We start from the raw sequence: 21,749 nt of genomic DNA on the forward strand, positions 1-21,749 counted from the left end.
TGCCCGCCGTGAAGCGTGCCGTCCGTCAGCCGACCCCCCACCCGTCCGGCGCGACCCCGCCGCCGGTCCCGCCCGAGCTGGTGCCACGCCACGTCGCGGTGGTGATGGACGGCAACGGGCGGTGGGCCAAGGAGCGCGGGCTGCCCCGCACCCGCGGTCACGAGCAGGGCGAGGCGGCGCTGTTCGACGTGGTCGAGGGTGCGATCGAGATGGGCGTCAAGGCGATCTCCGCCTACGCGTTCTCGACCGAGAACTGGTCGCGCTCGCCGGAGGAGGTCCGCTTCCTGATGGGCTTCAACCGCGACGTCATCCGGCGGCGGCGCGACGAGATGCACGAGCTGGGCGTCCGTGTCCGCTGGGCCGGGCGGGCGCCGCGGTTGTGGCGCTCGGTGGTCAAGGAGCTCCAGGTCGCCGAGGAGCTCACCCGCGACAACGACGTGCTGACGCTGACCATGTGCGTCAACTACGGCGGCCGTTCCGAGATCGCCGACACCGCCCGCGCGATCGCCCGCGAGGTCGCGGCCGGCCGGCTGAACCCCGAGAAGGTCGACGAGAAGACGTTCGCCCGCCACCTGTACGTCCCCGAGCAGTCCGACGCCGACCTGGTGTGGCGCACGTCGGGGGAGCAGCGGCTGAGCAACTTCATGCTGTGGCAGGCGGCGTACGCCGAGCTCGTCTTCACCGACGTGCTCTGGCCCGACGTCGACCGGCGCGAGCTGTGGAAGGCGATCGACCTCTACGCGCGTCGGGACCGGCGGTACGGCGGCGCGCAGTGAGCCGCCGGCCACCCCCCGCCCTCAGCCCCGGAACCTGGCCACCACGGCGTCCCGGACGTCGGGCGAGCCCGCCGACGCGGTGACGACGGTGACGGCCCGTTTGGCGCCGGGACGCACCGACCTGGTGCGCCGGACCTTGACCACGAGGGTCACGGACCCTCCGGGCTCCATGGACCCGGTCGTCCACGTCCCGGCCTCCACCGCCCTCGTCACGTCTGCCCCGCCCGTGCGGTAGGAGACGGGGAACCGGCGGTCGTCCGCGGTGGCGTCGACGGCCAGCGTGTCCGCGGTGGTGCCCCGGTTGGTGACCCGGACGTGCAGGGTCGCCCGCGGCGCCCGTCGGCTCAGGCGCTGGGTCACGCGCTGGCCGGGGCCGTACACCTCGACCCCGGTGAAGGCCTGCCGGGCGAGGCGGATCGCGGCGTCGGGCCGGGGGTCGGCCGCCGGCGTGCCCGGGTCCTCGGGTTCGACCGGGCCGCTGGGGCCGGAGGGGAGCCCGGGGCCGATGGTCAGGCGCTGGTCCACGGAGCCGGTGTTGCCGGCGGCGTCGGTGATCGAGGCGGTGACGGTGTGGACGCCCCGGGGCAGCGCCTCCGCGCTGACGCCCCAGGCGCCGCCGCGGACCACGACCGCGGTCAGCTGCTGGTCGCGGACGGTGACGTCGACCGTCGTCCCGGCCTGCTCGGCGGTCCGGCCGTAGACCCACGGCGAGGTGTCGCTGGTGCCGCGGGTCGCGCCCCCGTCGAGCGACACGACGGGCACCGTCTCGTCGACGGTGAGGACCTGGCGGGCCTCGCCGGTGTTGCCGGCGGCGTCGTCGGCCGAGGCCACCACGAGGTAGGACGCCTCCGCGAGCGGGGCCGCCGGGACGCTCCAGCTGCCGGAGGCGCCGGCGACGGCGGTGAGCGATTGCCCGTCGACCTCGACGGCGACGGCCGTCCCCTCCGGCGCGTCCGTCGTGCCCGAGAGGGTCGGGGTCGTGTCGTCGGTGGCGCTCCGGGCTCCGCCGTCGACGGCGACGAGAGGTGCCGTCACGTCGACGGTGAGGACCTGGGACGCGGTCCCGGTGTTCCGCGAGGCGTCGGTGACCGACGCCAGCACGGGGTGGGGCCCGGCGGCCAGCAGGTCGGTGCTGAGGGTCCACCGTCCCGCGGCGCCGACGCGGGTGGTGTAGGCCTGCTCGTCGACGGTGACGGTCACCGTGGTCCCGGACGGTTCGTCCGTGGTGCCGGAGACCGGAGGAGTGGTGTCGTTCGTCGAGCGGGTCGCCCCGCCGTCGATGCCCACCACCGGGGCGGTGAGGTCGTCCACCGGCTCGGTGACCGGGCTGTTGGCCAGGGCGACGGTGCCCGGGGTGAGGATGCGGCCCTTGACCGAGGCGCCCTCCCCGAGGGAGACCGCGCCGGCGGCGAGGAACGTCCCGACGTACTTCGCCCCGGCGCCCAGCGACGTCGCGCCGACGACCTGCCAGTAGACGTTGTTGGCCAGCGCCCCGTCGGTCAGCACCACCTTGCTGGCGGCGGCCGAGCTCATCGCGGCACCGATCTGGAAGACGAAGACCGCGCTCGGGTCGCCGTCGGCGTCGAGGGTCATCGTCCCGGTGTTGGTGAAGGCCGCTGCGCTGTCGTGGACACCCGGCTTGAACGTCGTCCCGGCCTGGTCGCCGCTGAAGGACGCCGTGCTGGGCTGCGCGGCCGCGGCGTCGTACGCCGCCTGCCGGTCGGTCTGCGCCTGCTCGGCCGCGGCGTCCTTGTCGTGGACGGTCCCCGCGACCGTGCCGGGGGGGAAGCCCGCGATCACCCCGGCGGGGCTGAGCCCCAGGTCGCCGGCGAGCGCCGTGCCGGCGCCGGTGCTGGACACCCCGGTGCCGCCGAGCACGGAGTACGTCGTGGCCGTGCCGAGGTCGACGAAGGCGGCGGCCGGAGCGGGGTCGGGGGCGGCAGCGGCCGGCGAGGTGGTCGTGAGCTGACCGGCGACGAGGAGCGCGGACGCCCCGACGGCGATCCTCGCGATCCCGGTCCGGGTCTGGGGGCGGACGGGGCGGCGGCTGGCTCGACTCATCAAGGAGTGCCTTCGGTCGAGGCACCGCGGCCGTCCCCCTGGTCGTCCAGGCGGGCGGGTCTCGGCGGTTGCCTACCCGTCGAACATACGGTCGGACGACCCCGGCGTCCGCCGATCAGCCGACGTGGCGCCGGTGGGCTGGACACCGCCCTTGTCGCCCACCGCGCGGTTCACGCAACCGGCTGCCGGAGCGTGCGGTCAGCAGCGGCGGAGGAGACCCAGCGCGTCGATGTCGCCGAGACCGCCGTCGGGTGTGCTGAACCCGTAGCCGAGCCGGTGGGTGCGTGCGTCAGGCACCCGGAGCACCTTGACCGCGGTCGTCTGACCGGGCTCGGTGGAGAACCGGGCGCGGTCGACGAGCGAGCCGCCGCGACGCACCGTGAAGGTGGCCTGGGCGGTCTGGCTCGACCGGTTGACCAGGCGGGTGCGCACCTTGAACGCCCGCCCGTCTCCCACCGGGACCTTGCAGGCCTGCGGCGCGGCCCCGTCGACGCCGGAGAGCGTGGTCCAGGAGGCGGCGCTGGCCGTCGAGGCCGTGCTGATCGGGATGAGTGTCGCGCTGCACACGACGGCGACGGCAAAGAGCGGCAGGCGGCGGGCGGGGAGTCGGGGGGTCCACATGCCCATGACCCTAGTGGCGCGGGTCCACCAGGATCTTGCCCGAGGAGCGCCTGCTCGCGAGCAGCCGCTGTGCCTCGGCGGCCTCGGCGAGGGGGAAGGTCGCGGCGACGGTGACCACCATCGACCCGTCGCGGACGGCGGCGAACACCCGCTCGCACCGCTCCAGCAGCTCGGCCCGGTCGACGACGTGGTCGACCACGGTCGGGCGGGTGAAGTAGAGCGATCCCCGCTTGTTCAGGTCCGGGCCGCTCACCGGGTCCGGCGCCCCGCTGGCCTGCCCGAACAGCACGTACGTCCCGCGGCGCCGCAGGCTGTCGAGGCTGGCCGTGCGGGTGCTCGCGCCGACACCGTCGTACGCGACGTGCACCCCCCGGCCGTCGGTCAGCCGCCGGACCTCGGCGGCCACGTCGACGCCGTCGCCGTACTGGACGGTGGCCACGGCGCCGGCGGTCTCGGCCGCCCGGCACTTCTCCGGCGTCGAGGCGGTGCCGATGACCCGCGCGCCGAGCTGCGTGCACGCCCGGGTCAGCAGGAGCCCCGTCCCGCCTGCAGCGGCGTGCACGAGGACGTCGTCGCCGGGGGAGACGACGTACGTCGACCGCGTCAGGTAGTCGACCGTGACGCCCTGCAGCATGACGGCGGCAGCATCGGCGTCGGTCATCTCGTCCGGGACGGGAACGCACCGCTCGGCGGGGACCACCACCCGCTCGGCGTACCCGGCTCCCGGCACCATCAGCCAGGCCACCCGGTCGCCGACCGCCACGTCGCGGACCTCGTCCCCGACCTCGACGACGCGTCCGGCGCCCTCGGACCCGGCGGTGAACGGCGTCGGGGCCTGGTAGACGCCCTCGCGCTGGTAGAGGTCGATGTAGTTGACCCCGGCGGCGGCCACCTCGACGACCACCTCGCCCGGACCGGGCCGAGGGCCCTCGAGGTCCACCAGGGCGAGGACCTCGGGCCCGCCGAACTCCGTGACCTGTACCGCGCGCATGGTGCCTCCTGCTTCGACGACGTGACCGGCTCAGCCTGCCCGACCACGGCGCTCGTGTGGGGTGGTCTCGCCAGGGTGGGTGTGGGCGACCGTGGCCGTCGCCGCGAAGAAGGTGTAGCAGAAGACCCCGTCGGCCTCGGTGGTGCGTCGGAGGTCCCGGAGGCCCTCGTCGAACCGTTCGGGCGTCAGGAGACCGGCGGCGACGGCCTGCTGGCGGACCCCCTCGATCATGGCGATGAAGGTGCGGGTGGTGAAGCCCTCGGCGAGCTGGGGGCGACTCCCGTCGACGTACACCTGACGCGGGGTGATCTCGACGCGCCGGAACCCGGCCGCGTCGAGCAGGGGGTAGAGCCGACGTCCGACCAGCGCGTCGCCCCCGGCGAGCCGCTGCAGCTGGACCTGGCAGTCGACCGCCTCGCGGGCGGCGCGGCTGTCAGGGTGGAAGTAGGCGGACCCGTGGTCGCCCTCGACGACGGTGATGGTGCCTCCCGGGCGCAGCAGGCACCGCAGGTGGCGCAGAGCGGTGGCCGGATCGACGAGGTGCTCGAGGACGAAGCAGACGAACACGTGGTCGAAGGTGCCCGGGCGGAGGTCACCGGTGTGGGTGGGGGCCTCCATGAGGTCGGCCTGGACGAACCGCACGCCGTGGTGGCCCGCCGCGCGGACGCGCGAGCGCGCGGCTGCCAGCGAGGTGTCGGAGAGGTCGACCGCGGTGAGGTCGATGCCGGGGTTGCGCTCCAGCAGCGTCAGGGTCTGCGCCCCGACGCCGCATCCCACCTCGACGACGCGTGCCCCCGCTTCGTAGGAGGCGCCGTGGTGGACCAGGTCGACGAGGGTGTCTGCCTGGTCCTGGAGCCGAGCATGCTCGGCGCCGTCGTAGCCGTGGACGTACTGCTCGAACATCATCATCGTCTCGATCACCCTCATCAGTGTCCGGTCGGCCGGGGCGGGATCGTCGTCGTGGTCGTCGGGTGGCTCCTCCCGCGGGTGGTCCAGGTCCTGGAGCACCGCCACGAGCCGGTCCCGCACCTGGCTGCGCCGCCGCAGGTCCGCGTCGATCGTCGCGACGTGCGAGCGCAGGGTGGCGACCGGGTCGGGGTCCTGCTCGTCGAGCAGGGCGGCGACCTGGGTCAGCCCGAGACCGGCACGCCGCAGGGCCAGGGCACGGTAGAGCCGCGTGGCCTGGAGGGGCAGGTAGCGCCGGTGACCGGTCGACCCGCGCTCGGCGGTGATCACGCCCACCTTCTCCCAGTGCCGCAGGACGCGGTGGGTCAGGCCGCTGGTGCGGGACAGGTCACCGATGGTCCAGGCGTCGAGGGGGTGGGGGCGCCCGGTGGTCATCCCCCGACGCTAGGACCTGACACGGTGGCAGGCGCAAGAACGGCTGACGCGGGACCCGCCAGGCGGCGCCGGCTCAGCCGGCGAGGTGGGTCGTGCCGTCGGGCGTGCGGACGAACTGCTCGCCGTGGGGCGAGCGCCAGAGGAAGACCGGTCGCGGGCCAGTGGGGTCGATCGCGCTGTAGGACCAGCCGCCGTGGGTCTTGAGCTGGTGGTGGTGTCCGCACAGGGGAGCGAGGTTGGTCTCGCTGGTCTGGGGCTGGTCGTCCGGGTCGGCACGTGAGGGTGGATCCGGTTCTCCGGGACGGTCGTCGGGCGGAGGGTCCGGGTGCTCGTAGGCGACGACGTGGTCGAGCTGGAGCCCGCGGGAGGGGCGTTCGCACCAGGGGAAGACGCAGGTGGGGTGGCGGAGCAGGACGCGCTCGCGCAGGCCCTCGCCGGGGCTGTAGACCGGGGTGGCATGGTCGTCGGGGTCGTCGTTCAGGTCGACGACCGGAGTGACCCGGAGGTAGGTGTCGGTGCGGCCGCACCAGGCGCGGACCTGCGACTCGATGACCTGTCGCAGCGTGGTGCCGTCCCGCACGAACATCTCCAGGCCGGCGAGGTGCTCCGGTGTCAGGTGGAGGTAGCCGACGACCTCGCGCCTCGGTGGCGGGACCGGCGCGGCGCCCCCGGGTGCCGCGGCCGGGCCGGTCCCGGGCTGCAGGAGGGCGAGGGCCCGGGCGGGGTCGGCCAGGACCCCCACGGCCCGGGCCCGGCGGACGTCCAGGGAGTCGTGCGCGTCGGGCGAGCCGCTGGCCTCGTCGGCGGCCTGCAGCGCCGCTGCGACCACGGACAGCACGGCATCGAAGTCGTCGAGGTCCGCCCAGTCACCGCGCAGGGTCATCTCGACGATCCCCGTGTGGTTGATCCCCGACCGGTGGAGCGTGGCGTGGCGCGCGTCGAGGGCGTCGAGCTGCTCCATCTCGCGCTCCTCGGGGTGCAGCTCGAGCATCGCCTCGTCCAGCAGCGCGTCGAGCCGGCGGTGCCCCACGGTGGCGATCACGCGGTGGACCCGGTCGTCGACGTAGGCCACGACGTCGGGCGGCGCGCCGAGGACGGCCTGGGCGACCCTCCGGGCCCGCCAGGCCGGCACCCCGCCCTGCAGGACCCGGGCCCAGGTGCGGGGGAGCCGGTGCTCGAGCACCAGGGCGTCCCGGATCAGCGCCTTGCCGGAGGTCGTGGTCATCCGGCGCGCGGCCGCGAAGGAGGCGGGGGCGTCCCACCGCACCGGCGGGATCCCGAACCACTCGGGGTCGACCCCCTCCCCGCCGTTGACCTCGTCCAGGTCGACGCCTCCCGCTGCCGCTGCCTCCAGCCCCTCGAGGTCCAGACCGCCGTCGTCGTCGGCGGCGCGCGCCCCGGCCCTGACGGGGACCCACCAGCGCGACATGGGCCCGTCCGCGTCGGCGGGGTGGGCGTCGGCCCAGGCCACGGCCAGCACCAGCAGGTCGACGCCGGCACGCTCCTCTGCGTCGTGCGCCTCCCGCACCCGGGCGAGCAGGTCGGCCGGGGTCGTCACCTCGCCGGTGACGCGCTCCTCCCGCGCGGTGACCGCGGTGGCGGCCCGCTGGTCCGGCGCGGGGGAGAGGGGCATGAGTGCATCGTACTAGAACAGGTGTTCGAATCGCAAGGCGAACGGGTCAACTCGATTGACGTCGTCCGGCCGTCATGAGCCTCCCCGTGAGGAGCAGGGCCGGCGCCGCCAGGACCACGCAGGGGGTCGCCATGACGATCCCGATCATGAACAGGCCGGACCCGTCCTGCGAGGACCACCAGGAGAGGAGAATGAGCATCGTCGAGGCGACCGCGACGGCCGCCATGCCCGCCAGGTGACCAGCGTGCGGCCGGGCCACGGCACCCGCGGCCACGCAGGCCGCCGCGACACCGACGAACCAGGCCACGTGGGCCTGGTCGCTCGCTCCGCCGTCCGCCCACGAGACGAGCGCGAGCCAGGCGAGCGCCGGGGCGAGCACCACCAGGGCGTACGCCGTCGGCGTCCGCCGCCGCGTCGTTCCTCCGTCGTCGAGATCCATGCCCCGAGCGTGGCCCGATCAGGCCCCCGAGGTCATGAGCACGAGTACTCGACGGGGACGTGGGTCAGGTGATGGCCCCCGCCAGCGGCCACAGCAGCGCGGCCAGCGCGAACGCGCTGAGGCCCAGCGTCGTCTCCATGACCGTCCAGGTCTTGAACGTGGTCTTGACGTCCATCCCGAAGAAGCGACTGACCAGCCAGAAGCCGGAGTCGTTGACGTGGGACAGGACGGTGGCGCCGGCGGCGATCGCCACCACGAGCAGGGCGACCTGCAGGTTGCCCAGGCCGTCGGCCTGCGAGGCGATCAAGCCGGCTGCCGTGGTCAACGCCACGGTCGCCGAGCCCTGGGCCACCCGCAGCGCGGTGGCGATCAGGAACGCCTGCAGCAGCAGCGGGATCCCCAGCCCGCCGAGGGAGCTGGTCAGGGCCTCCCCGATGCCGCTGGTGCGCAGCACACCACCGAACATCCCACCGGCGCCGGTGATCAGGATGATCGAGCAGATCGGTCCGAGCGCGTCGTCGATCAGGCTGGTCGTCTGGGCGAGGCTGCGCCCGCGACGGCCGATGGTGGCGATCGCCACCAGCAGCGTGATCAGCAGGGCGACGGGGGTCTGCCCCAGCAGGATCAGCGCGTCGGCGAAGCCGTTCGAGTCGAGGACCCCGGCCTGGATGAGGGTGCTGACCACCGTGTTGCCCGCGATCAGGACCATGGGGAGCAGCAGCAGGGCCAGCACCAGCCCGAACGACGGGGGAGCGGTCGTCCGGGTGGCGGTCGCCGTCCCGCCCGCGCCGTCCCCGGTCGTCCCGGCGGTCGCGTCCCCGGGTGCGTCACCGTGGGCGTCGCGCTGCTGGCCGAGCAGGAGGTCCGGCATCGCCACGTCGACGCGGGCGCCGATCCAGCGGGAGAACAGGTAGACCCCGACGTACCAGGAGATCAGCGCCACCGGCAGCCCGACCAGCAGGACGACGCCGATGTCGCCGCGGAGCAGAGTCGCCGCGGCGACCGGGCCCGGGTGCGGGGGCACCAGCGCGTGCATCGCGGCGAAGGCACCGGCTGCCGGGAGCGCGTAGTAGAGCAGGGAGCCGCCGAACCGGCGGGCGACGGTGAGGATGATCGGCAGGAAGACGACCAGGCCGGCGTCGAAGAAGATCGGGAAGCCGAAGATCAGCGCCGCGACGCCCAGCGCGAAGGGTGCCCGCTTCTCGCCGAACCGGGAGACCAGGGTGTCGGCGAGCACCTGGGCGCCGCCGGTGGCCTCGAGGAGGCGTCCGAGCATCACGCCGAAGCCGACCAGCAGGGCCACCGAGCCCAGCGTGCTGCTGAACCCGCTGGTCAGTGCTTCAGGGACTGTCGCCAGCGGGATGCCGGCGGCGACCGCCGTGAGCAGGCTGACCAGCACGAGCGCGATGAACGCGTGGAGGCGCACCACGATGATCAGCACGAGCAGCAGCGCGACCGCGGCGGCCGCGATCAGCAGCAGCACTCCGGTCCCGTAGGCGGGGGCGAGGGCGTCCATGGGGTTTCTCCTGTACGGCTCGGGTGGGGCAGGGGTGCGGTGCGGTCAGGCGTCCAGACGTGCGCGCACGGCGACGAGCGCGTCGCCGACGACCTCGGCGGCGCCGGGGGCGACGTCGATGACCGCGCCGTCCTCGTCGTCGCCGAGCAGCTCGAGGGTGTCGAACTGGGAGCGCAGCAGGCCCGTGGGCATGAAGTGCTTCTCGCGCTGCTGCATCCGTGGCTCGAGGACGTCGTAGTCCGCGTGCAGGTGCACGAAGAACATCGCGTCGACGTCGTCGGAGAGCCGGTCGCGGTAGGACCGCTTGAGCGCCGAGCAGGTGAGGACGCTGCTGCGGCCCGCCGCGGAGTGCTCACGCGCGACCCGGTTGATCTCGTCGAGCCACGGGGCCCGGTCGGCGTCGGTCAGCGGCTCGCCGGACTCCATCTTCGCGACGTTGCTGCGGGGGTGCAGGTCGTCACCCTCGACGAAGGTCCAGCCCAGCTCCTCGGCCAGGCGGTGGCCGACCGTGGACTTCCCGGTCGCCGAGACACCCATGACCACGACCTGCAACGACGACATGCCGCCGCACGCTACCTGTACGGACCGGGACCTGCGGCCCTGCCCTCTGACAGGTCCGGGTCAGGAGCCGGCGGCAGACGCGGAGGTGCAGTCGCGGCAGGACCCGAAGATCTCGAGCGTGTGGCTGACGTCGGCGAAGCCGTGCTCCTCGGCGATGGCCCGGGTCCACCGCTCGACCGCGGGCCCCTCGACCTCGACGGCCGCGCCGCACGAGCGGCAGACCAGGTGGTGGTGGTGCGTGGCCGAGCAGCGCCGCCACAGCGCCTCGCCGTCCTCGGTGCGCAGGGCGTCGACGTCGCCGGCCTCCGCCATCCGCTGCAGGGTCCGGTAGACGGTGGCCAGACCGACCTTCTCGCCGCGCTGCCCGAGCAGGGCGTGGATGTCCTGGGCCGAGCGGAAGTCGGTGAAGGAGTCCAGGGCCCGGGCCACGGCCGTGCGCTGGCGGGTCGGGCGCATCTCGGTGGCCGTCTCGCGCTCAGTGCTCGTCATAGTGCCCTCCGTGGGGAGCGTGCCGGTGGCCGTCGTGAACGTAGTCGACGTGGTCGCCGTGCGGCACCGCCGGGTGACCGCAGTCCTCCCCGTGCGCGTGGTCGTCCTCGTCGTGGGCGTGCTCGTGGTCGGTGGGCACCTCGTCGTCGAACGGCACCCGCGCCCGTTGCCGTCGCCGCAGCCAGACCCCCAGCGGCCAGGTCAGCACGAAGACGGCCAGCGACAGCAGCACGATCGTGGCGCCGGGAGCCACGTTCGCGCGGAACGATGCCAGCGCCGCGATCACCAGGCCCCCGAGCGAGGCCAGGACCCCGAGGCCCATCGCGGCCACCAGCGTCGTGCGGAACGACCGGGTCACCTGCTGCGCGGTGGCCACGGGCACCACCAGCAGCGCCGAGACCAGCAGCAGCCCGACGGTACGCATCGCCACCGTCACGCTGAGCGCGGCCAGCACCGCGACGAGCAGGTTGTAGGCCCGCACGTCCAGCCCGGCCACCCGGGCGAACTCCTGGTCGTGCGACACCGCGAACAGCTGCGGAGCCAGCCCCAGGCACAGCACGGACACGACCGTGGCCAGCACCATCGTGACCAGCACGTCGGGGATCGTGATGGTCAGGATCGAGCCGAACAGGAAGGTCTGCAGAGTGCTGGCGCTCTCCCCGCCCAGCCCCGTGATCAGCACCCCGCCGGCGAGGCCGCCGTAGAAGAACAGCGCGAGCGCCACGTCGCCGTTGGTGTGCCCGCGCTCGCGGATCAGCTCGATCAGGGTCGCGCCGAGCACCGCCACCACGACGGCGGTCCAGGTGGGGGAGGTGCTGGTGACCAGCCCGATCGCGACCCCGGTGACGGCCACGTGGCCGATCCCGTCGCCCATCAGCGCCAGCCGGCGCTGCACGAGGTACGTCCCGATCGCCGGCGCGGCGAGACCGACGAAGACGGCGGCGATCAGGGCCCGCTGCATGAACGGGTACGCGAACAGCTCGGCGACCTCGTTCATCGTCGCCCCTCGCGGTGGTCGGGGTGGTGGTCGTGAGCGGCCAGCGAGGCGCTCACCGACGGCACGTGGTCGTGGCGGGATCGGTGCTCGTGGGCGGTGTGGTGGTGCGAGTGCGCCTCGCCGAAGTCGGGGTGGTGCACCTCGTGGTCGGCCAGCGGGGGACCGTCGTAGGCGACCCGGCCGTCGCGCATCACCACGGCCCGGTCGACCAGCGACGCCAGCGGGCCGAGCTCGTGGGCGACCAGGACGATCGTGGCGCCGCGCTCGCGCAGCCGCCCCAGGCTCTCGGCCAGGGCGTGCTGGTTCGGCAGGTCGACGCCGGCGGTCGGCTCGTCGAGGAAGAACAGCTCGGGCTGCCCGGCCAGCGCCCGGGCGATCAGCACCCGCTGCTGCTGTCCGCCGGACAGCGACGAGACGCCCTCCTTGGCGCGGTCGGCGAGACCGACCACCTCGAGCGCGTCGGCGATCGCGGCGCGGTCCTCGCGGCCGAGCGGGCGCAGCAGGCGCCGGCGGGTCAGCCGGCCCGAGGCCACGACCTCCCACACCGAGGCAGGGACGCCGGACCCGGCGCCGGTGCGCTGGGGGACGTACCCCACCCGCTCCCACGACCTGAACTCGTCCAGGGTGGTCCCGAACAGCTCCAGGCGCCCCGCGGTGAGGGGACGCAGCCCGGTCAGGGCCCGGACCAGCGTGGACTTGCCCGACCCGTTGGCGCCCATCAGCGCCACGAAGTCGCCGGCGCCGACAGTCAGGTCGACGTGGCGGAGCACCGGACGTCCCTCGATGGAGACGGCGCCGTCCCGCAGCCGGACCGGCAGGAGCGGGTCGGCGGGGAGCGGGGCGGGTGGCTGCGTCACGAGCAGCCGTTGGCGGCGCGCAGCGCCTCGAGGTTGGACCGCATCAGGGAAAGGTAGTCCTCCTCGGCGGTCTCCTCGGTGAGGCCCTCGATCGGGTCGAGCACCGCGGTCTCGACCCCGGCGTCCCGGGCCAGGGACTCGGTCAGCGCGGGGCTGGCCAGCCGCTCGGAGAAGACGGTGGTGATGCCGTCGGTGGCGATCAGCTCCTGGAGCCGCCCCAGGTCGGCGGGGTTGGGCTCGGCGTCGGGGGAGAGACCGGCCACGGCCTCGACGTCGAGGCCGTAGCGGTCGAGGTAGCCGAACGCGTCGTGGCTGACGACGATGGTGTCGCGCTCGCAGGAGGCCAGGCCGGCCTGCAGGTCGGCGTCGAGCGCCTCGAGGTCGGACCGCAGGTCGGCGGCGCCGGCGGCGTACTCCTCGGCCCCGTCGGGGTCGACCTCGGCCATCGCCTCGGCCACCGCGTCACCGGCGTCGGCCATCAGGGTCGGGTCCAGCCAGAAGTGCGGGTCGAGGTCGCCGAGGTCGCCGTGGTCGTGGCCCTCGTGGTCCTCCTCGTGGCCCTCGCCGGCGTGCTCGGCGTGCTCCTCGGCGGTCTCGCCCTCGTGGCCCTCCTCCTCGGCGTGGTCGTGCTCCTCGTCGAGGGGGGTCAGCTCGACCACGTCGGTGACGTCGAGGACCTCACCGGGGGCGTTCTGCCCGACGGCCTCGTCGACGGCGGCCTGCAGCCCGCCCTCCAGGACGACGAGGTCGGCGCCGGCGACGGTCGCGTTGTCGGCGACCGACAGCTCGAGGTCGTGCGGCTCCTGGCCGGGGGCGGTGAGGGAGGAGACGTCGGCGCGGTCCCCGGCGACGCGGGAGGCGACGTACTCGAGGGGGTAGAACGCGGCGACGACCTGCGGGGTGCCGCCGTCCTCGACGGTCGAGGCGGTGCCGTCGGAGAAGGCGGCGCAGGAGCTGAGGGTCAGGCTGGCCAGGGCCACCGAGGCCAGGACGGGCAGGGAGCGGAGACGGCGCGACTTCATGACAACGATTCTCACCCTCAGTGAGAACGATTGTCAAAACGGCTCGGCGCCGGCTCGCCCGCTGCGGCACTAGGGTGGACGCGTGCTCGTCGTCACCCGCTTCCGCGTCCCCGCCGAGGGCGCCCCGGGGTTCCGGCTCGACCTCGACCGGGCCCGTCAGGCGCTCTCCGAGCGGCCCGGCTACCTCGACGGCACCGTGGGCCGCAACGTCGACGACCCCGACCTGTGGGTGCTGACCACGCGGTGGGAGCACGTCGGCGCCTACCGCCGTGCGTTGTCCTCCTACGACGTGAAGCTGCACGCCGTCCCGGTGCTCGGTCGGGCGCTGGACGAGCCGAGCGCCTACGAGGTCGTGGAGCCCGGCACCGTGCTCAACGAGGGGTCCGCGCGGTCGTTAGGCTGAGCGCTTCGCGACCGGCAGCCGGCCGGCCGTGACCCTGCCGAGGAGCTGTTGCCCGTGGCCAAGCCACCGCCGTCCACCGTCGATCTCGTCGTCTCGCTGGCCAAGCGCCGCGGCTTCGTCTTCCCCAGTGGCGAGATCTACGGCGGCACCCGCTCCGCGTGGGACTACGGCCCGCTCGGCGTCGAGCTGAAGGAGAACATCAAGCGCCAGTGGTGGCGCTCGATGGTCCAGATGCGCGACGACATGGTCGGCCTCGACTCCGCGATCATCCTGCCCCGGCGCACCTGGGAGGCCAGCGGCCACGTCGCGACGTTCTCCGACCCGCTGACCGAGTGCCAGTCCTGCCACAAGCGGTTCCGCGCCGACCACCTCCAGGAGGAGTACGCCGAGCGCAAGGGCGTAGAGGACCCCGACGAGGTCGACCTCACCAAGCTCGCCTGCCCCAACTGCGGCACCCGCGGCGCCTGGACCGAGCCGCGCCAGTTCTCCGGGCTGCTCAAGACCTACCTCGGTGTGGTCGAGGACGAGTCCGGCCTGCACTACCTGCGCCCCGAGACCGCGCAGGGCATCTTCCTCAACTTCGCCAACGTGGTGACCAGCAGCCGGATGAAGCCGCCGTTCGGGATCGCGCAGATCGGCAAGAGCTTCCGCAACGAGATCACGCCGGGCAACTTCATCTTCCGCACCCGCGAGTTCGAGCAGATGGAGATGGAGTTCTTCGTCAAGCCCGGCGAGGACGAGGAGTGGCACCAGTACTGGATCGACCAGCGCACCCAGTGGTACGTCGACCTGGGCATCGATCCCGCCAACCTGCGCCACTACGAGCACGCGCAGGAGAAGCTCAGCCACTACTCGAAGCGGACCGTCGACATCGAGTACCGCTTCCGCTTCGCCGGCTCCGAGTGGGGCGAGCTCGAGGGCGTCGCCAACCGCACCGACTTCGACCTCTCCACCCACGCCGAGGCCTCGGGGCAGGACCTGTCGTTCTTCGACCAGGCCGCCGGGGAGCGCTACACGCCGTACGTCATCGAGCCGGCCGCCGGCCTCTCGCGCAGCCTGATGACCTTCCTGGTCGACGCCTTCCGTGAGGACGAGGCGCCCAACACCAAGGGCGGCGTCGACAAGCGCACCGTCCTCGGCCTCGACCCGCGCCTGTCACCGGTCAAGGTCGCGGTGCTGCCGCTGTCGCGCAACGCCGACCTGACGCCGAAGGCCAAGGACCTGGCCGCCGAGCTGCGCCGGAGCTGGAACGTCGACTTCGACGACTCCGGCGCGATCGGCCGCCGCTACCGCCGCCAGGACGAGATCGGGACGCCCTACTGCGTCACGGTCGACTTCGACACCCTCGAGGACCAGGCCGTCACCGTGCGCGAGCGCGACACGATGAGCCAGGAGCGGATCGGGCTGGACCGGCTCACCGGCTGGTTCGCCGAGCGCCTCGTCGGGTGCTGACCGTGCACAATGGACGGGTGAACGGGCTCAGCACACGCACGCGTCGGACCCGGTTCGGCTCCGGCCTCGCCGTGGTCGTCCTCGGGGTCTCCGCGCTCTCCGCCTGCTCGGGCGGCTCCGAGGAGGCGGCCGACGCCGCGCCCTCCGGCGACGCCTCGGCGAGCACCGAGGAGTCCGCCGAGCCCACCGACGTCCCCAGCGCGGAGCCGTACCTCCCGGTGCCCGCCGGTGTCGAGCTGACGCCCCAGGGCAGCCTGCTCGGCGTCGGTGACGAGGCCGTGGTGGCCTACGAGCCGCGCCAGGACCAGGTCGGCGTGCTCGGCATCACCGTCCGCGAGCTGCGCGAGACGACCTTCGAGGAATTCTTCGAGGGGTGGCAGCTCGACGACCGGACCCGCGCCTCCACGCCGTACTTCGTCGACGTCACCGTCACCAACGAGGGGCGCACCGACCTCGGTGGTCGCCCGGTCCCGCTGTACCTGCTCGACGACGCGAACACGCTGATCGAGGCGTCCACCTTCGCCGGTGAGTTCGAGCCGTGCCCGAGCGCGCCGCTGCCGAAGAAGTTCGGCAGGGGCGACACCACCCGGGGCTGCCTGGTCTTCCTGGCCCCGGAGGGCCAGGAGCTGGCCGGCGTCAGCTTCCGGCCCGACCAGGACTTCGAGGCGATCACCTGGGCCGGCGACGTGCAGCAGCCTGCCGCGCGCGGCGGCCGGAACCAGGACGGCGGTGGCGACGGCGGTGGCAACGGCGGCGGCAACGGTGGCGGCAACGGTGGCGGCAACGGTGGCGGCAACGGTGGCGGCCGGGGCAACGGCGGCGGGGGCAACGGCTGAGCATGCCGACCCCCACCACCACGCTCCCCGGTCCGCTGCGGCTCGGTGGCCTCACCGTCGAGACGCCGGTGGTGCTGGCCCCGATGGCCGGCATCACCAACGCGGCCTACCGCCGGCTCTGCGCCGAGCACGGCGCCGGTCTCTACGTCTGCGAGATGATCACCAGCCGTGGCCTCGTCGAGGGTGACCGGCACACCCTGGACATGCTCGTCTTCGACGACGCCGAGCAGGTCCGCTCGGTGCAGCTCTACGGCACCGACCCGACCTACGTGGCCCGGGCCACCGAGATCCTCTGCGCCGACCACGGCGTGGCGCACGTCGACCTCAACTTCGGCTGTCCGGTGCCCAAGGTGACCCGCAAGGGCGGCGGCGGGGCGCTGCCCTGGAAGCGCGGCCTGCTCGCCGACATCCTCGAGGGCGCGGTGACGGCCGCGGCGCGGTACGGGGTCCCGGTGACGATGAAGACGCGGCTCGGGCTCGACCGCGACCACCTGACCTACCTCGACGCCGGTCGGATCGCGCAGGAGACCGGGGTCGCGGCGATCGCGCTGCACGGGCGCACGGTGGCGCAGGCCTACTCCGGCCAGGCCGACTGGGACGCGATCGGCGAGCTGGTCGCCAGCGTCGACATCCCGGTCCTGGGCAACGGCGACATCTGGGAGGCGGCGGACGCGGTCCGGATGGTCGAGCAGACCGGTGCTGCCGGTGTCGTCGTGGGCCGCGGCTGCCTCGGTCGGCCCTGGCTGTTCCGCGACCTCGCCGCCGTCTTCGCCGGCCAGGAGGGCGCCACCCTCCCGCGCCTGGGTGAGGTCTCGGCGATGATGCGTCGCCACGCCGAGCTGCTGTCGCGCCACATGGGGGAGGAGCGGGGCTGCCGCGAGTTCCGCAAGCACGTGTCGTGGTACCTCAAGGGCTTCGCCGTCGGTGGCGACCGGCGCCGTGCGCTGGGTCTCATCGACACCCTGGCGGAGCTGGACGCGCTGCTGGCCGACCTCGACGCCGACGAGCCGTACCCCGTCTCCGAGCTGGGCGCCCCCCGCGGGAGGCAGGGCTCCCCGCGAGGGCGGGTGGTGCTGCCCGAGGGCTGGCTCGACGACACCGACGGCCGCTCGACGGTGCTGGTCGAGACCGCGGACGAGGCGACCGGCGGCTGACCGTCGCGCCGCGCGCACGGCCGGCCGTACGTCCGCAGGACCCGGGACCAAGGTCACGAAATGGTCACGAAGCGGTGTCGGAAGGGTGACGGGACCCACGTCCCGGGTCGCGGCGGCGATTGTCCCGTAGCCCAGACCGTGTGCTTGACTCCTCAACTGTGCCGTGACGGGGCCGCCATCTGTGGCCCGGACCAGCACGTGACCTGACCTCGATCAGCAAAGGATCTGCGCTGTGGCCGAATCCAGCCACAAGCGGGACACCAATGCCCGCCGCCTGCCCCGACCCAGCGTCCTGGCAGGCTCCATCGCCGCACTGGCGACCCTCTCCGTCGTGTCCGTGGGAGTGCTCAGCTCCTCCCCGGCCGCCTCCGTCCTGATGGCCGACGACCCCGCCGACACCGGTTCCGGCCAGGTGGCCACCGTCCCCGAGGTGGAGCTGGCGGCCGACCGTGGCCTCGCGCCGCTCTCGCGCTCGGCGGTCCGCGGGACCACGCTCGAGGAGGTGCCGACCGCCCTGGAGCGCATCACCGCTCCCAAGGCCGTCGCCCGCGCCGTGGCCGCCGCCGACGACCGGCGCTGGTCGACCGACGACCTCAACCTGTGGTCCGGGCCCTCCGACGCGGCGGCCAACGTCGGCCTCATCGAGACCGCCGAGAAGGTGCTGGCCACCGGCCGCACCTTCATGGGTCGCGACGAGATCGTCGTCGGCGGCGAGTCCCGCTGGGTGACCGCGGGCTACCTCGACGACGAGAAGCCGGAGCCGGAGCCCGAGCCGGCACCGGAGACGGCACCGGAGGCGGAGGAGGCCACCACGACGTCCGGCCGCACGGTGGACGCGGGTGGCGGCTGCACCAACGGCACGTCGGTGCCCTCCGGCGTCAGCCCCAACATCGTCTCGGTGCACGCGGCGGTCTGCGCGGCCTGGCCGGAGATCAGCACCTACGGCACGTTCCGCAGCGACGGGGAGCACGCCCAGGGGATCGCGGTCGACATCATGACGTCCGGTCAGACGGGGTACGACATCGCCGACTACCTCCGCGCCAACGCCGGATCGCTGGGCATCAACTACATCATCTACTCCCAGCAGATCTGGTCGGTCGACCGTGCGGGCGAGGGCTGGCGGGGCATGGAGGACCGCGGGTCCACCACCGCCAACCACTACGACCACGTCCACGTCACGACGTACTGAGCACCACCAGGGCCCGTTCACGGGACCGGAGGGCACCGGCGTCCGTCGGCGCGGCTAGTCTCGCGCCGATGGACGCCGACCTGCTCTACGACGCGGGCGACCGCGAGCGCCTGGTCGACGAACCGCCCAAACGGGTCGACGCCCCGGTGCGCACCGCCTTCGAGCGCGACCGTGCCCGCCTCGTGCACGCCGCCTCCTTCCGGCGGCTGGCGGCCAAGACGCAGGTCGTCGGGCCGCACAGCCACGACTTCGTGCGCAACCGGTTGACGCACAGCCTCGAGGTGGCCCAGGTCGCCCGCGACCTGTCCCGGGCGCTCGGCAGCCTCCCGGACATCGCCGAGACCGCGGCCCTGGCGCACGACCTCGGGCACCCGCCGTTCGGGCACAACGGCGAGCGGGTCCTCGCCGAGGCCGCCGAGGCCTGCGGCGGGTTCGAGGGCAACGCCCAGACGTTGCGGCTGCTGACCCGGCTCGAGTCCAAGACGGCCGACCCGGAGGGGCGGTCCGTGGGACTGAACCTGACCCGGGCGACGCTCGACGCCTGCACCAAGTACCCCTGGCGGCGCGACGCCGGACCGGCGGGCACGCCGGCGGGCAAGTTCGGGGTCTACGCCGACGACGAGCCGGTCTTCACGTGGCTGCGCGGGCCCGGTCGCGGGCACCGCCGGTGCCTCGAGGCGCAGGTGATGGACCTCGCCGACGACGTCGCCTACTCCGTGCACGACGTCGAGGACGGCACCGTCGTCGGGCGGGTGGAGCTCGCCGGTCTGGGGCACGGCGAGGACCGCGGGGAGGTCTGGTCGACGGTGCGCGCGTGGTACCTGCCCGAGGCCGGCGACGACCTGCTCGACGACGTCCTCGCCGGGCTGCGGTCCGTGGGGAGCTGGCCGACCCGGGCCTACGACGGCACGCGAGGCAGCCAGGCGGCGCTGAAGAACCTGACCAGCGACCTGATCGGCCGCTTCTGCGGGGCCGTCCAGCACGCGACCCGCGCCGCCCAGGAGGGCCCGTTCGTGCGCTACCGCGCCGACCTGGTCGTGCCCGAGCGCACCCGCCTGGAGATCGGGCTGCTCAAGGGCGTCGCGGCGCACTACGTCATGCAGGCCGAGGACCGGGTGCGCGACATGGAGCGCCAGCGCGAGCTCGTGCACGAGCTGGTCGAGGTGCTGCTGGCGCACGCCCCGGCCGGGCTCGACCCCGCGTACGCCGCGGACTGGCGCGCGGCGGACGACGACGCCGCGCGACTGCGGGTCGTGATGGACCAGGTCGCCTCGTTCACCGACGCGGGCGCCGTCGACCGGCACCGGTCGCTCACCGCCTGAGGCGGAGGCGGTTCAGCGCACGCGGCCCAGCAGCGTCAGGACCCGCTGGGTGAGCAGGGCGGTCGCCGCGTCGTCGTAGGACGGCAGGCTGTCGTCGGAGAAGAGGTGCTGCTCGCCGGGGTAGACGAAGAGCTCGCCATCCGCGGCCGCGGCCACCAGGTCGCGGGCGGCGTCCAGGTCCTCCCCGGCGAAGAACGGGTCGGCGTCCATCCCGTGCACCTGCACCGGCACCGCGGCCGGCCACGTGCCGTCGCCGAACTCCTGGCGCGGGACGCAGGCGTGCAGCAGGACCGCGCCCCGGACCGACGCGCTGGTCTGGGCGAGCTCCTGCGCGGGCATGGCGCCGAGCGAGAGCCCGGCGACGACCAGGTCGCGCGTGCCGAGGTCGGCCGCGGCGCGCAGGCCGCGGGCCGCGACCTCGCCGAACCCCACGGAGCGGGCGTGGTCGAGACCCTCGTCGAGGTCCTCGAAGACGTGGCCGGTGTAGAGGTCGGGCGTGTGCACGACGTGCCCGGCGGCGCGGAACCGGTCGGCGAGGTGGGACACGCCGGCGGTCAGGCCCTGGGCGTGGTGGAACATCAGGATCTCGGTCATCGGCACAGCATGGACCCCGCCGCCGACGACGTCACGGGATCGAGGTCGAGTAGTCGTGCTCACGCGCCGGCGGTCCCAGGTGACCAGGATGGAGACATGACCACCGGCCCACAGTCCCCGCGCCCCCGGACCGCCTCGACCCTGCGGCCCGTCCTCCTGGCCACGCTGCAGACGGTGCTGCTGACGGTGCTGGCGGCCGGGTGCTGGTGGTCCTGGCTGGCGTGGGACGACACGTACCAGGTGGACCCGGTGACGGGAGTGGCGAGCGGCCCGTACGAGGCCTGGCAGGTGGTCGGTTGCGTGCTGAGCCTGCTGGTCCTCGCCGTGGCGGCCTACCGGGTGCTGCACCCGGTGCTCGTCGGCGTCGGTCTCACCGTGGGGTTCACCACCGCGTGGTGCCTCACCACCCTGCCCCAGGACGACACCGGTCTGGCCGGCGTCGGCGCCGTCCTGGTCCTGGCGGCGATGACCGCGGCGACCACCGTCACCGGCGCGGTCGCCGCCGGGCTGCGCGCCCGGCGGACCGCCGCCGGTCCCGCCGCCGTCCCTCGCTAGCCTCGCCCCTGTGAGCGAACCGCTGGTCTGGCTGCCCTTCGACCCCTCCGAGCTCGGCGAGGTGCCCGCCGGCCTGCGCTACGAGGTGGTGCCGACCCTCGACGAGGTGCCGGCCTCGGTCGGCGAGGTCGAGCTCGTCGTGACGCCCTACGACCTGGGCGACCAGCTGGGCGAGGCCGTCAAGGGCATGGAGCGGCTCCGGGTCGTGCAGACCCTGACCGCCGGCGTCGACGCGGTGCGCGCGAGCGTGCCGGCCGGCGTGACGCTGTGCAACGGCCGCGGCATCCACGACACCTCGACCGCCGAGCTGGCCTTCCTGCTGGTGCTGGCCGGTCTCCGCGACCTGCCGCGGTTCGTCCGGGCCCAGGACCGCCGCGAGTGGTCCCCGGCCTGGCGCGGGGCCCTGGCCGGCAAGCGGGTCTCCGTCGTCGGCGCCGGGTCGATCGCCTCGGCCCTGCAGCGGCGGCTGGAGGCCTTCGAGGCCGAGGTCACCATGGTCGGTCGCACCGCCCGCGACGGTGTCCACGCCACCGACGAGCTCCCCTCGCTGCTGCCCGAGCAGGACGTCGTCGTGCTGCTGGTCCCGCTCACCGACGCCACCCGCGGCCTGGTCGACGCCGACTTCCTGGCGGCCCTGCCCGACGGAGCCCTGCTGGTCAACGTCGCCCGCGGCGCCGTGGTCGACACCGACGCCCTGCTCGCCGAGCTCGGCACCGGCCGGTTGCGCGCGGCCCTCGACGTCTTCGAGACCGAGCCGCTGCCCGACGACAGCCCCCTGTGGGACGCCCGAGGTCTGATCCTGACCCCGCACGTCGGCGGTCTCAGCGACGCGATGTGGCCCCGGGCCTACCGCCTGGTGCGCGAGCAGCTCGAGCGCTTCGCCGCGGGGGAGCCGCTCGAGAACGTGATGGACGGCGACTACTAGCCGCCCCGCTGACCT

At 73.9% G+C, this 21,749-nt stretch carries 22 protein-coding genes; 9 read left to right on the plus strand and 13 right to left on the minus strand.

Annotated elements, in window-relative coordinates:
* Positions 1-8: 8 nt before the first annotated feature.
* A complete protein-coding gene (locus tag ENKNEFLB_RS09975; protein WP_246535951.1) occupies positions 9-776 on the plus strand; it encodes an isoprenyl transferase in 768 nt (255 codons plus the stop codon).
* Positions 777-797: 21 nt separating this feature from the next.
* On the opposite strand, the gene ENKNEFLB_RS09980 is transcribed toward ENKNEFLB_RS09975, so the two are convergent.
* From ENKNEFLB_RS09980 to ENKNEFLB_RS10035, 12 genes are all read right to left on the minus strand, one after another.
* A complete protein-coding gene (locus tag ENKNEFLB_RS09980; RefSeq protein WP_214059040.1) occupies positions 798-2,837 on the minus strand; it encodes an ice-binding family protein in 2,040 nt (679 codons plus the stop codon).
* A 198-nt stretch (positions 2,838-3,035) separates the two neighbouring features.
* Positions 3,036-3,458, minus strand: coding sequence for a hypothetical protein (locus ENKNEFLB_RS09985; protein ID WP_214059041.1), 423 nt, complete (start codon positions 3,456-3,458; stop codon positions 3,036-3,038).
* A gap of 10 nt (positions 3,459-3,468) precedes the next feature.
* Positions 3,469-4,449, minus strand: a complete 981-nt coding sequence (locus tag ENKNEFLB_RS09990; RefSeq protein ID WP_214059042.1) for a quinone oxidoreductase family protein — start codon at positions 4,447-4,449, stop codon at positions 3,469-3,471.
* Between the two features lie 30 nt (positions 4,450-4,479).
* The gene (locus tag ENKNEFLB_RS09995; protein ID WP_214059043.1) at positions 4,480-5,790 is read right to left on the minus strand and encodes a methyltransferase; all 1,311 of its coding nucleotides are present in this window, start codon (positions 5,788-5,790) and stop codon (positions 4,480-4,482) included.
* A 73-nt stretch (positions 5,791-5,863) separates the two neighbouring features.
* On the minus strand, positions 5,864-7,423 hold the full coding sequence (locus ENKNEFLB_RS10000) for an HNH endonuclease signature motif containing protein (RefSeq protein WP_214059044.1): 1,560 nt from the start codon (positions 7,421-7,423) through the stop codon (positions 5,864-5,866).
* A 46-nt stretch (positions 7,424-7,469) separates the two neighbouring features.
* Positions 7,470-7,862, minus strand: a complete 393-nt coding sequence (locus ENKNEFLB_RS10005) for a hypothetical protein (protein WP_214059045.1) — start codon at positions 7,860-7,862, stop codon at positions 7,470-7,472.
* Between the two features lie 64 nt (positions 7,863-7,926).
* Positions 7,927-9,378, minus strand: coding sequence for a GntP family permease (locus ENKNEFLB_RS10010; RefSeq protein ID WP_214059046.1), 1,452 nt, complete (start codon positions 9,376-9,378; stop codon positions 7,927-7,929).
* A 45-nt stretch (positions 9,379-9,423) separates the two neighbouring features.
* On the minus strand, positions 9,424-9,939 hold the full coding sequence (locus ENKNEFLB_RS10015) for a gluconokinase (RefSeq protein WP_214059047.1): 516 nt from the start codon (positions 9,937-9,939) through the stop codon (positions 9,424-9,426).
* Between the two features lie 60 nt (positions 9,940-9,999).
* On the minus strand, positions 10,000-10,428 hold the full coding sequence (locus ENKNEFLB_RS10020) for a Fur family transcriptional regulator (protein ID WP_214059048.1): 429 nt from the start codon (positions 10,426-10,428) through the stop codon (positions 10,000-10,002).
* The gene (locus ENKNEFLB_RS10025; protein WP_214059049.1) at positions 10,415-11,425 is read right to left on the minus strand and encodes a metal ABC transporter permease; all 1,011 of its coding nucleotides are present in this window, start codon (positions 11,423-11,425) and stop codon (positions 10,415-10,417) included. Before ENKNEFLB_RS10025 ends, ENKNEFLB_RS10020 begins: the two co-directional genes overlap by 14 nt.
* On the minus strand, positions 11,422-12,282 hold the full coding sequence (locus ENKNEFLB_RS10030; protein ID WP_214059050.1) for a metal ABC transporter ATP-binding protein: 861 nt from the start codon (positions 12,280-12,282) through the stop codon (positions 11,422-11,424). Before ENKNEFLB_RS10030 ends, ENKNEFLB_RS10025 begins: the two co-directional genes overlap by 4 nt.
* Positions 12,279-13,304 (minus strand): metal ABC transporter substrate-binding protein, encoded by a 1,026-nt coding sequence (locus ENKNEFLB_RS10035; protein ID WP_214059051.1) that lies wholly within the window; start codon positions 13,302-13,304, stop codon positions 12,279-12,281. Before ENKNEFLB_RS10035 ends, ENKNEFLB_RS10030 begins: the two co-directional genes overlap by 4 nt.
* Positions 13,305-13,386: 82 nt before the next feature.
* Here ENKNEFLB_RS10035 and ENKNEFLB_RS10040 point away from each other — a divergent pair, with 82 nt between their 5' ends.
* From ENKNEFLB_RS10040 to ENKNEFLB_RS10065, 6 genes are all read left to right on the plus strand, one after another.
* Complete coding sequence (locus tag ENKNEFLB_RS10040; protein ID WP_214059052.1) at positions 13,387-13,707, plus strand: antibiotic biosynthesis monooxygenase family protein; 321 nt, start codon at positions 13,387-13,389, stop codon at positions 13,705-13,707.
* Positions 13,708-13,761: 54 nt separating this feature from the next.
* Positions 13,762-15,159 (plus strand): glycine--tRNA ligase, encoded by a 1,398-nt coding sequence (locus tag ENKNEFLB_RS10045; protein WP_214059053.1) that lies wholly within the window; start codon positions 13,762-13,764, stop codon positions 15,157-15,159.
* A 17-nt stretch (positions 15,160-15,176) separates the two neighbouring features.
* Complete coding sequence (locus ENKNEFLB_RS10050) at positions 15,177-15,995, plus strand: hypothetical protein (RefSeq protein WP_214059054.1); 819 nt, start codon at positions 15,177-15,179, stop codon at positions 15,993-15,995.
* A gap of 2 nt (positions 15,996-15,997) precedes the next feature.
* The gene (gene dusB / locus ENKNEFLB_RS10055) at positions 15,998-17,149 is read left to right on the plus strand and encodes a tRNA dihydrouridine synthase DusB (protein WP_214059055.1); all 1,152 of its coding nucleotides are present in this window, start codon (positions 15,998-16,000) and stop codon (positions 17,147-17,149) included.
* Positions 17,150-17,381: 232 nt separating this feature from the next.
* Positions 17,382-18,338: a VldE C-terminal domain-containing protein gene (locus ENKNEFLB_RS10060; protein WP_214059056.1), complete on the plus strand. Its 957-nt coding sequence runs from the start codon at positions 17,382-17,384 to the stop codon at positions 18,336-18,338.
* A gap of 68 nt (positions 18,339-18,406) precedes the next feature.
* A complete protein-coding gene (locus ENKNEFLB_RS10065) occupies positions 18,407-19,660 on the plus strand; it encodes a deoxyguanosinetriphosphate triphosphohydrolase (protein ID WP_214059057.1) in 1,254 nt (417 codons plus the stop codon).
* A gap of 12 nt (positions 19,661-19,672) precedes the next feature.
* Here ENKNEFLB_RS10065 and ENKNEFLB_RS10070 read toward each other — a convergent pair whose 3' ends face one another.
* A complete protein-coding gene (locus ENKNEFLB_RS10070) occupies positions 19,673-20,254 on the minus strand; it encodes a dienelactone hydrolase family protein (protein WP_214059058.1) in 582 nt (193 codons plus the stop codon).
* A 96-nt stretch (positions 20,255-20,350) separates the two neighbouring features.
* On the opposite strand from ENKNEFLB_RS10070, the gene ENKNEFLB_RS10075 reads away from it, so the two are divergent.
* Together ENKNEFLB_RS10075 and ENKNEFLB_RS10080 are read left to right on the plus strand one after the other, a co-directional pair.
* Positions 20,351-20,809 carry a hypothetical protein gene (locus ENKNEFLB_RS10075; RefSeq protein WP_214059059.1) on the plus strand — a complete coding sequence of 153 codons (459 nt, stop codon included), beginning with the start codon at positions 20,351-20,353 and terminating at the stop codon, positions 20,807-20,809.
* 10 nt (positions 20,810-20,819) lie between these two features.
* On the plus strand, positions 20,820-21,734 hold the full coding sequence (locus ENKNEFLB_RS10080; protein ID WP_214059060.1) for a 2-hydroxyacid dehydrogenase: 915 nt from the start codon (positions 20,820-20,822) through the stop codon (positions 21,732-21,734).
* Positions 21,735-21,749 lie beyond the last annotated feature (15 nt).

Source organism: Nocardioides aquaticus, from assembly GCF_018459925.1.
GTDB classification, from domain to species: domain Bacteria; phylum Actinomycetota; class Actinomycetes; order Propionibacteriales; family Nocardioidaceae; genus Nocardioides; species Nocardioides aquaticus.

Coding starts and splice junctions, on each gene's coding strand:
- ENKNEFLB_RS09980 (WP_214059040.1), bottom strand. CDS start 2,837: ATGAGTCGAGCCAGCCGCCGCCCCGTCCGCCCCCAGACCCGGACCGGG.
- ENKNEFLB_RS09985 (WP_214059041.1), bottom strand. CDS start 3,458: ATGTGGACCCCCCGACTCCCCGCCCGCCGCCTGCCGCTCTTTGCCGTC.
- ENKNEFLB_RS09990 (WP_214059042.1), bottom strand. CDS start 4,449: ATGCGCGCGGTACAGGTCACGGAGTTCGGCGGGCCCGAGGTCCTCGCC.
- ENKNEFLB_RS09995 (WP_214059043.1), bottom strand. CDS start 5,790: ATGACCACCGGGCGCCCCCACCCCCTCGACGCCTGGACCATCGGTGAC.
- ENKNEFLB_RS10000 (WP_214059044.1), bottom strand. CDS start 7,423: ATGCCCCTCTCCCCCGCGCCGGACCAGCGGGCCGCCACCGCGGTCACC.
- ENKNEFLB_RS10005 (WP_214059045.1), bottom strand. CDS start 7,862: ATGGATCTCGACGACGGAGGAACGACGCGGCGGCGGACGCCGACGGCG.
- ENKNEFLB_RS10010 (WP_214059046.1), bottom strand. CDS start 9,378: ATGGACGCCCTCGCCCCCGCCTACGGGACCGGAGTGCTGCTGCTGATC.
- ENKNEFLB_RS10015 (WP_214059047.1), bottom strand. CDS start 9,939: ATGTCGTCGTTGCAGGTCGTGGTCATGGGTGTCTCGGCGACCGGGAAG.
- ENKNEFLB_RS10020 (WP_214059048.1), bottom strand. CDS start 10,428: ATGACGAGCACTGAGCGCGAGACGGCCACCGAGATGCGCCCGACCCGC.
- ENKNEFLB_RS10025 (WP_214059049.1), bottom strand. CDS start 11,425: ATGAACGAGGTCGCCGAGCTGTTCGCGTACCCGTTCATGCAGCGGGCC.
- ENKNEFLB_RS10035 (WP_214059051.1), bottom strand. CDS start 13,304: ATGAAGTCGCGCCGTCTCCGCTCCCTGCCCGTCCTGGCCTCGGTGGCC.
- dusB (WP_214059055.1), top strand. CDS start 15,998: ATGCCGACCCCCACCACCACGCTCCCCGGTCCGCTGCGGCTCGGTGGC.
- ENKNEFLB_RS10065 (WP_214059057.1), top strand. CDS start 18,407: ATGGACGCCGACCTGCTCTACGACGCGGGCGACCGCGAGCGCCTGGTC.
- ENKNEFLB_RS10070 (WP_214059058.1), bottom strand. CDS start 20,254: ATGACCGAGATCCTGATGTTCCACCACGCCCAGGGCCTGACCGCCGGC.
- ENKNEFLB_RS10075 (WP_214059059.1), top strand. CDS start 20,351: ATGACCACCGGCCCACAGTCCCCGCGCCCCCGGACCGCCTCGACCCTG.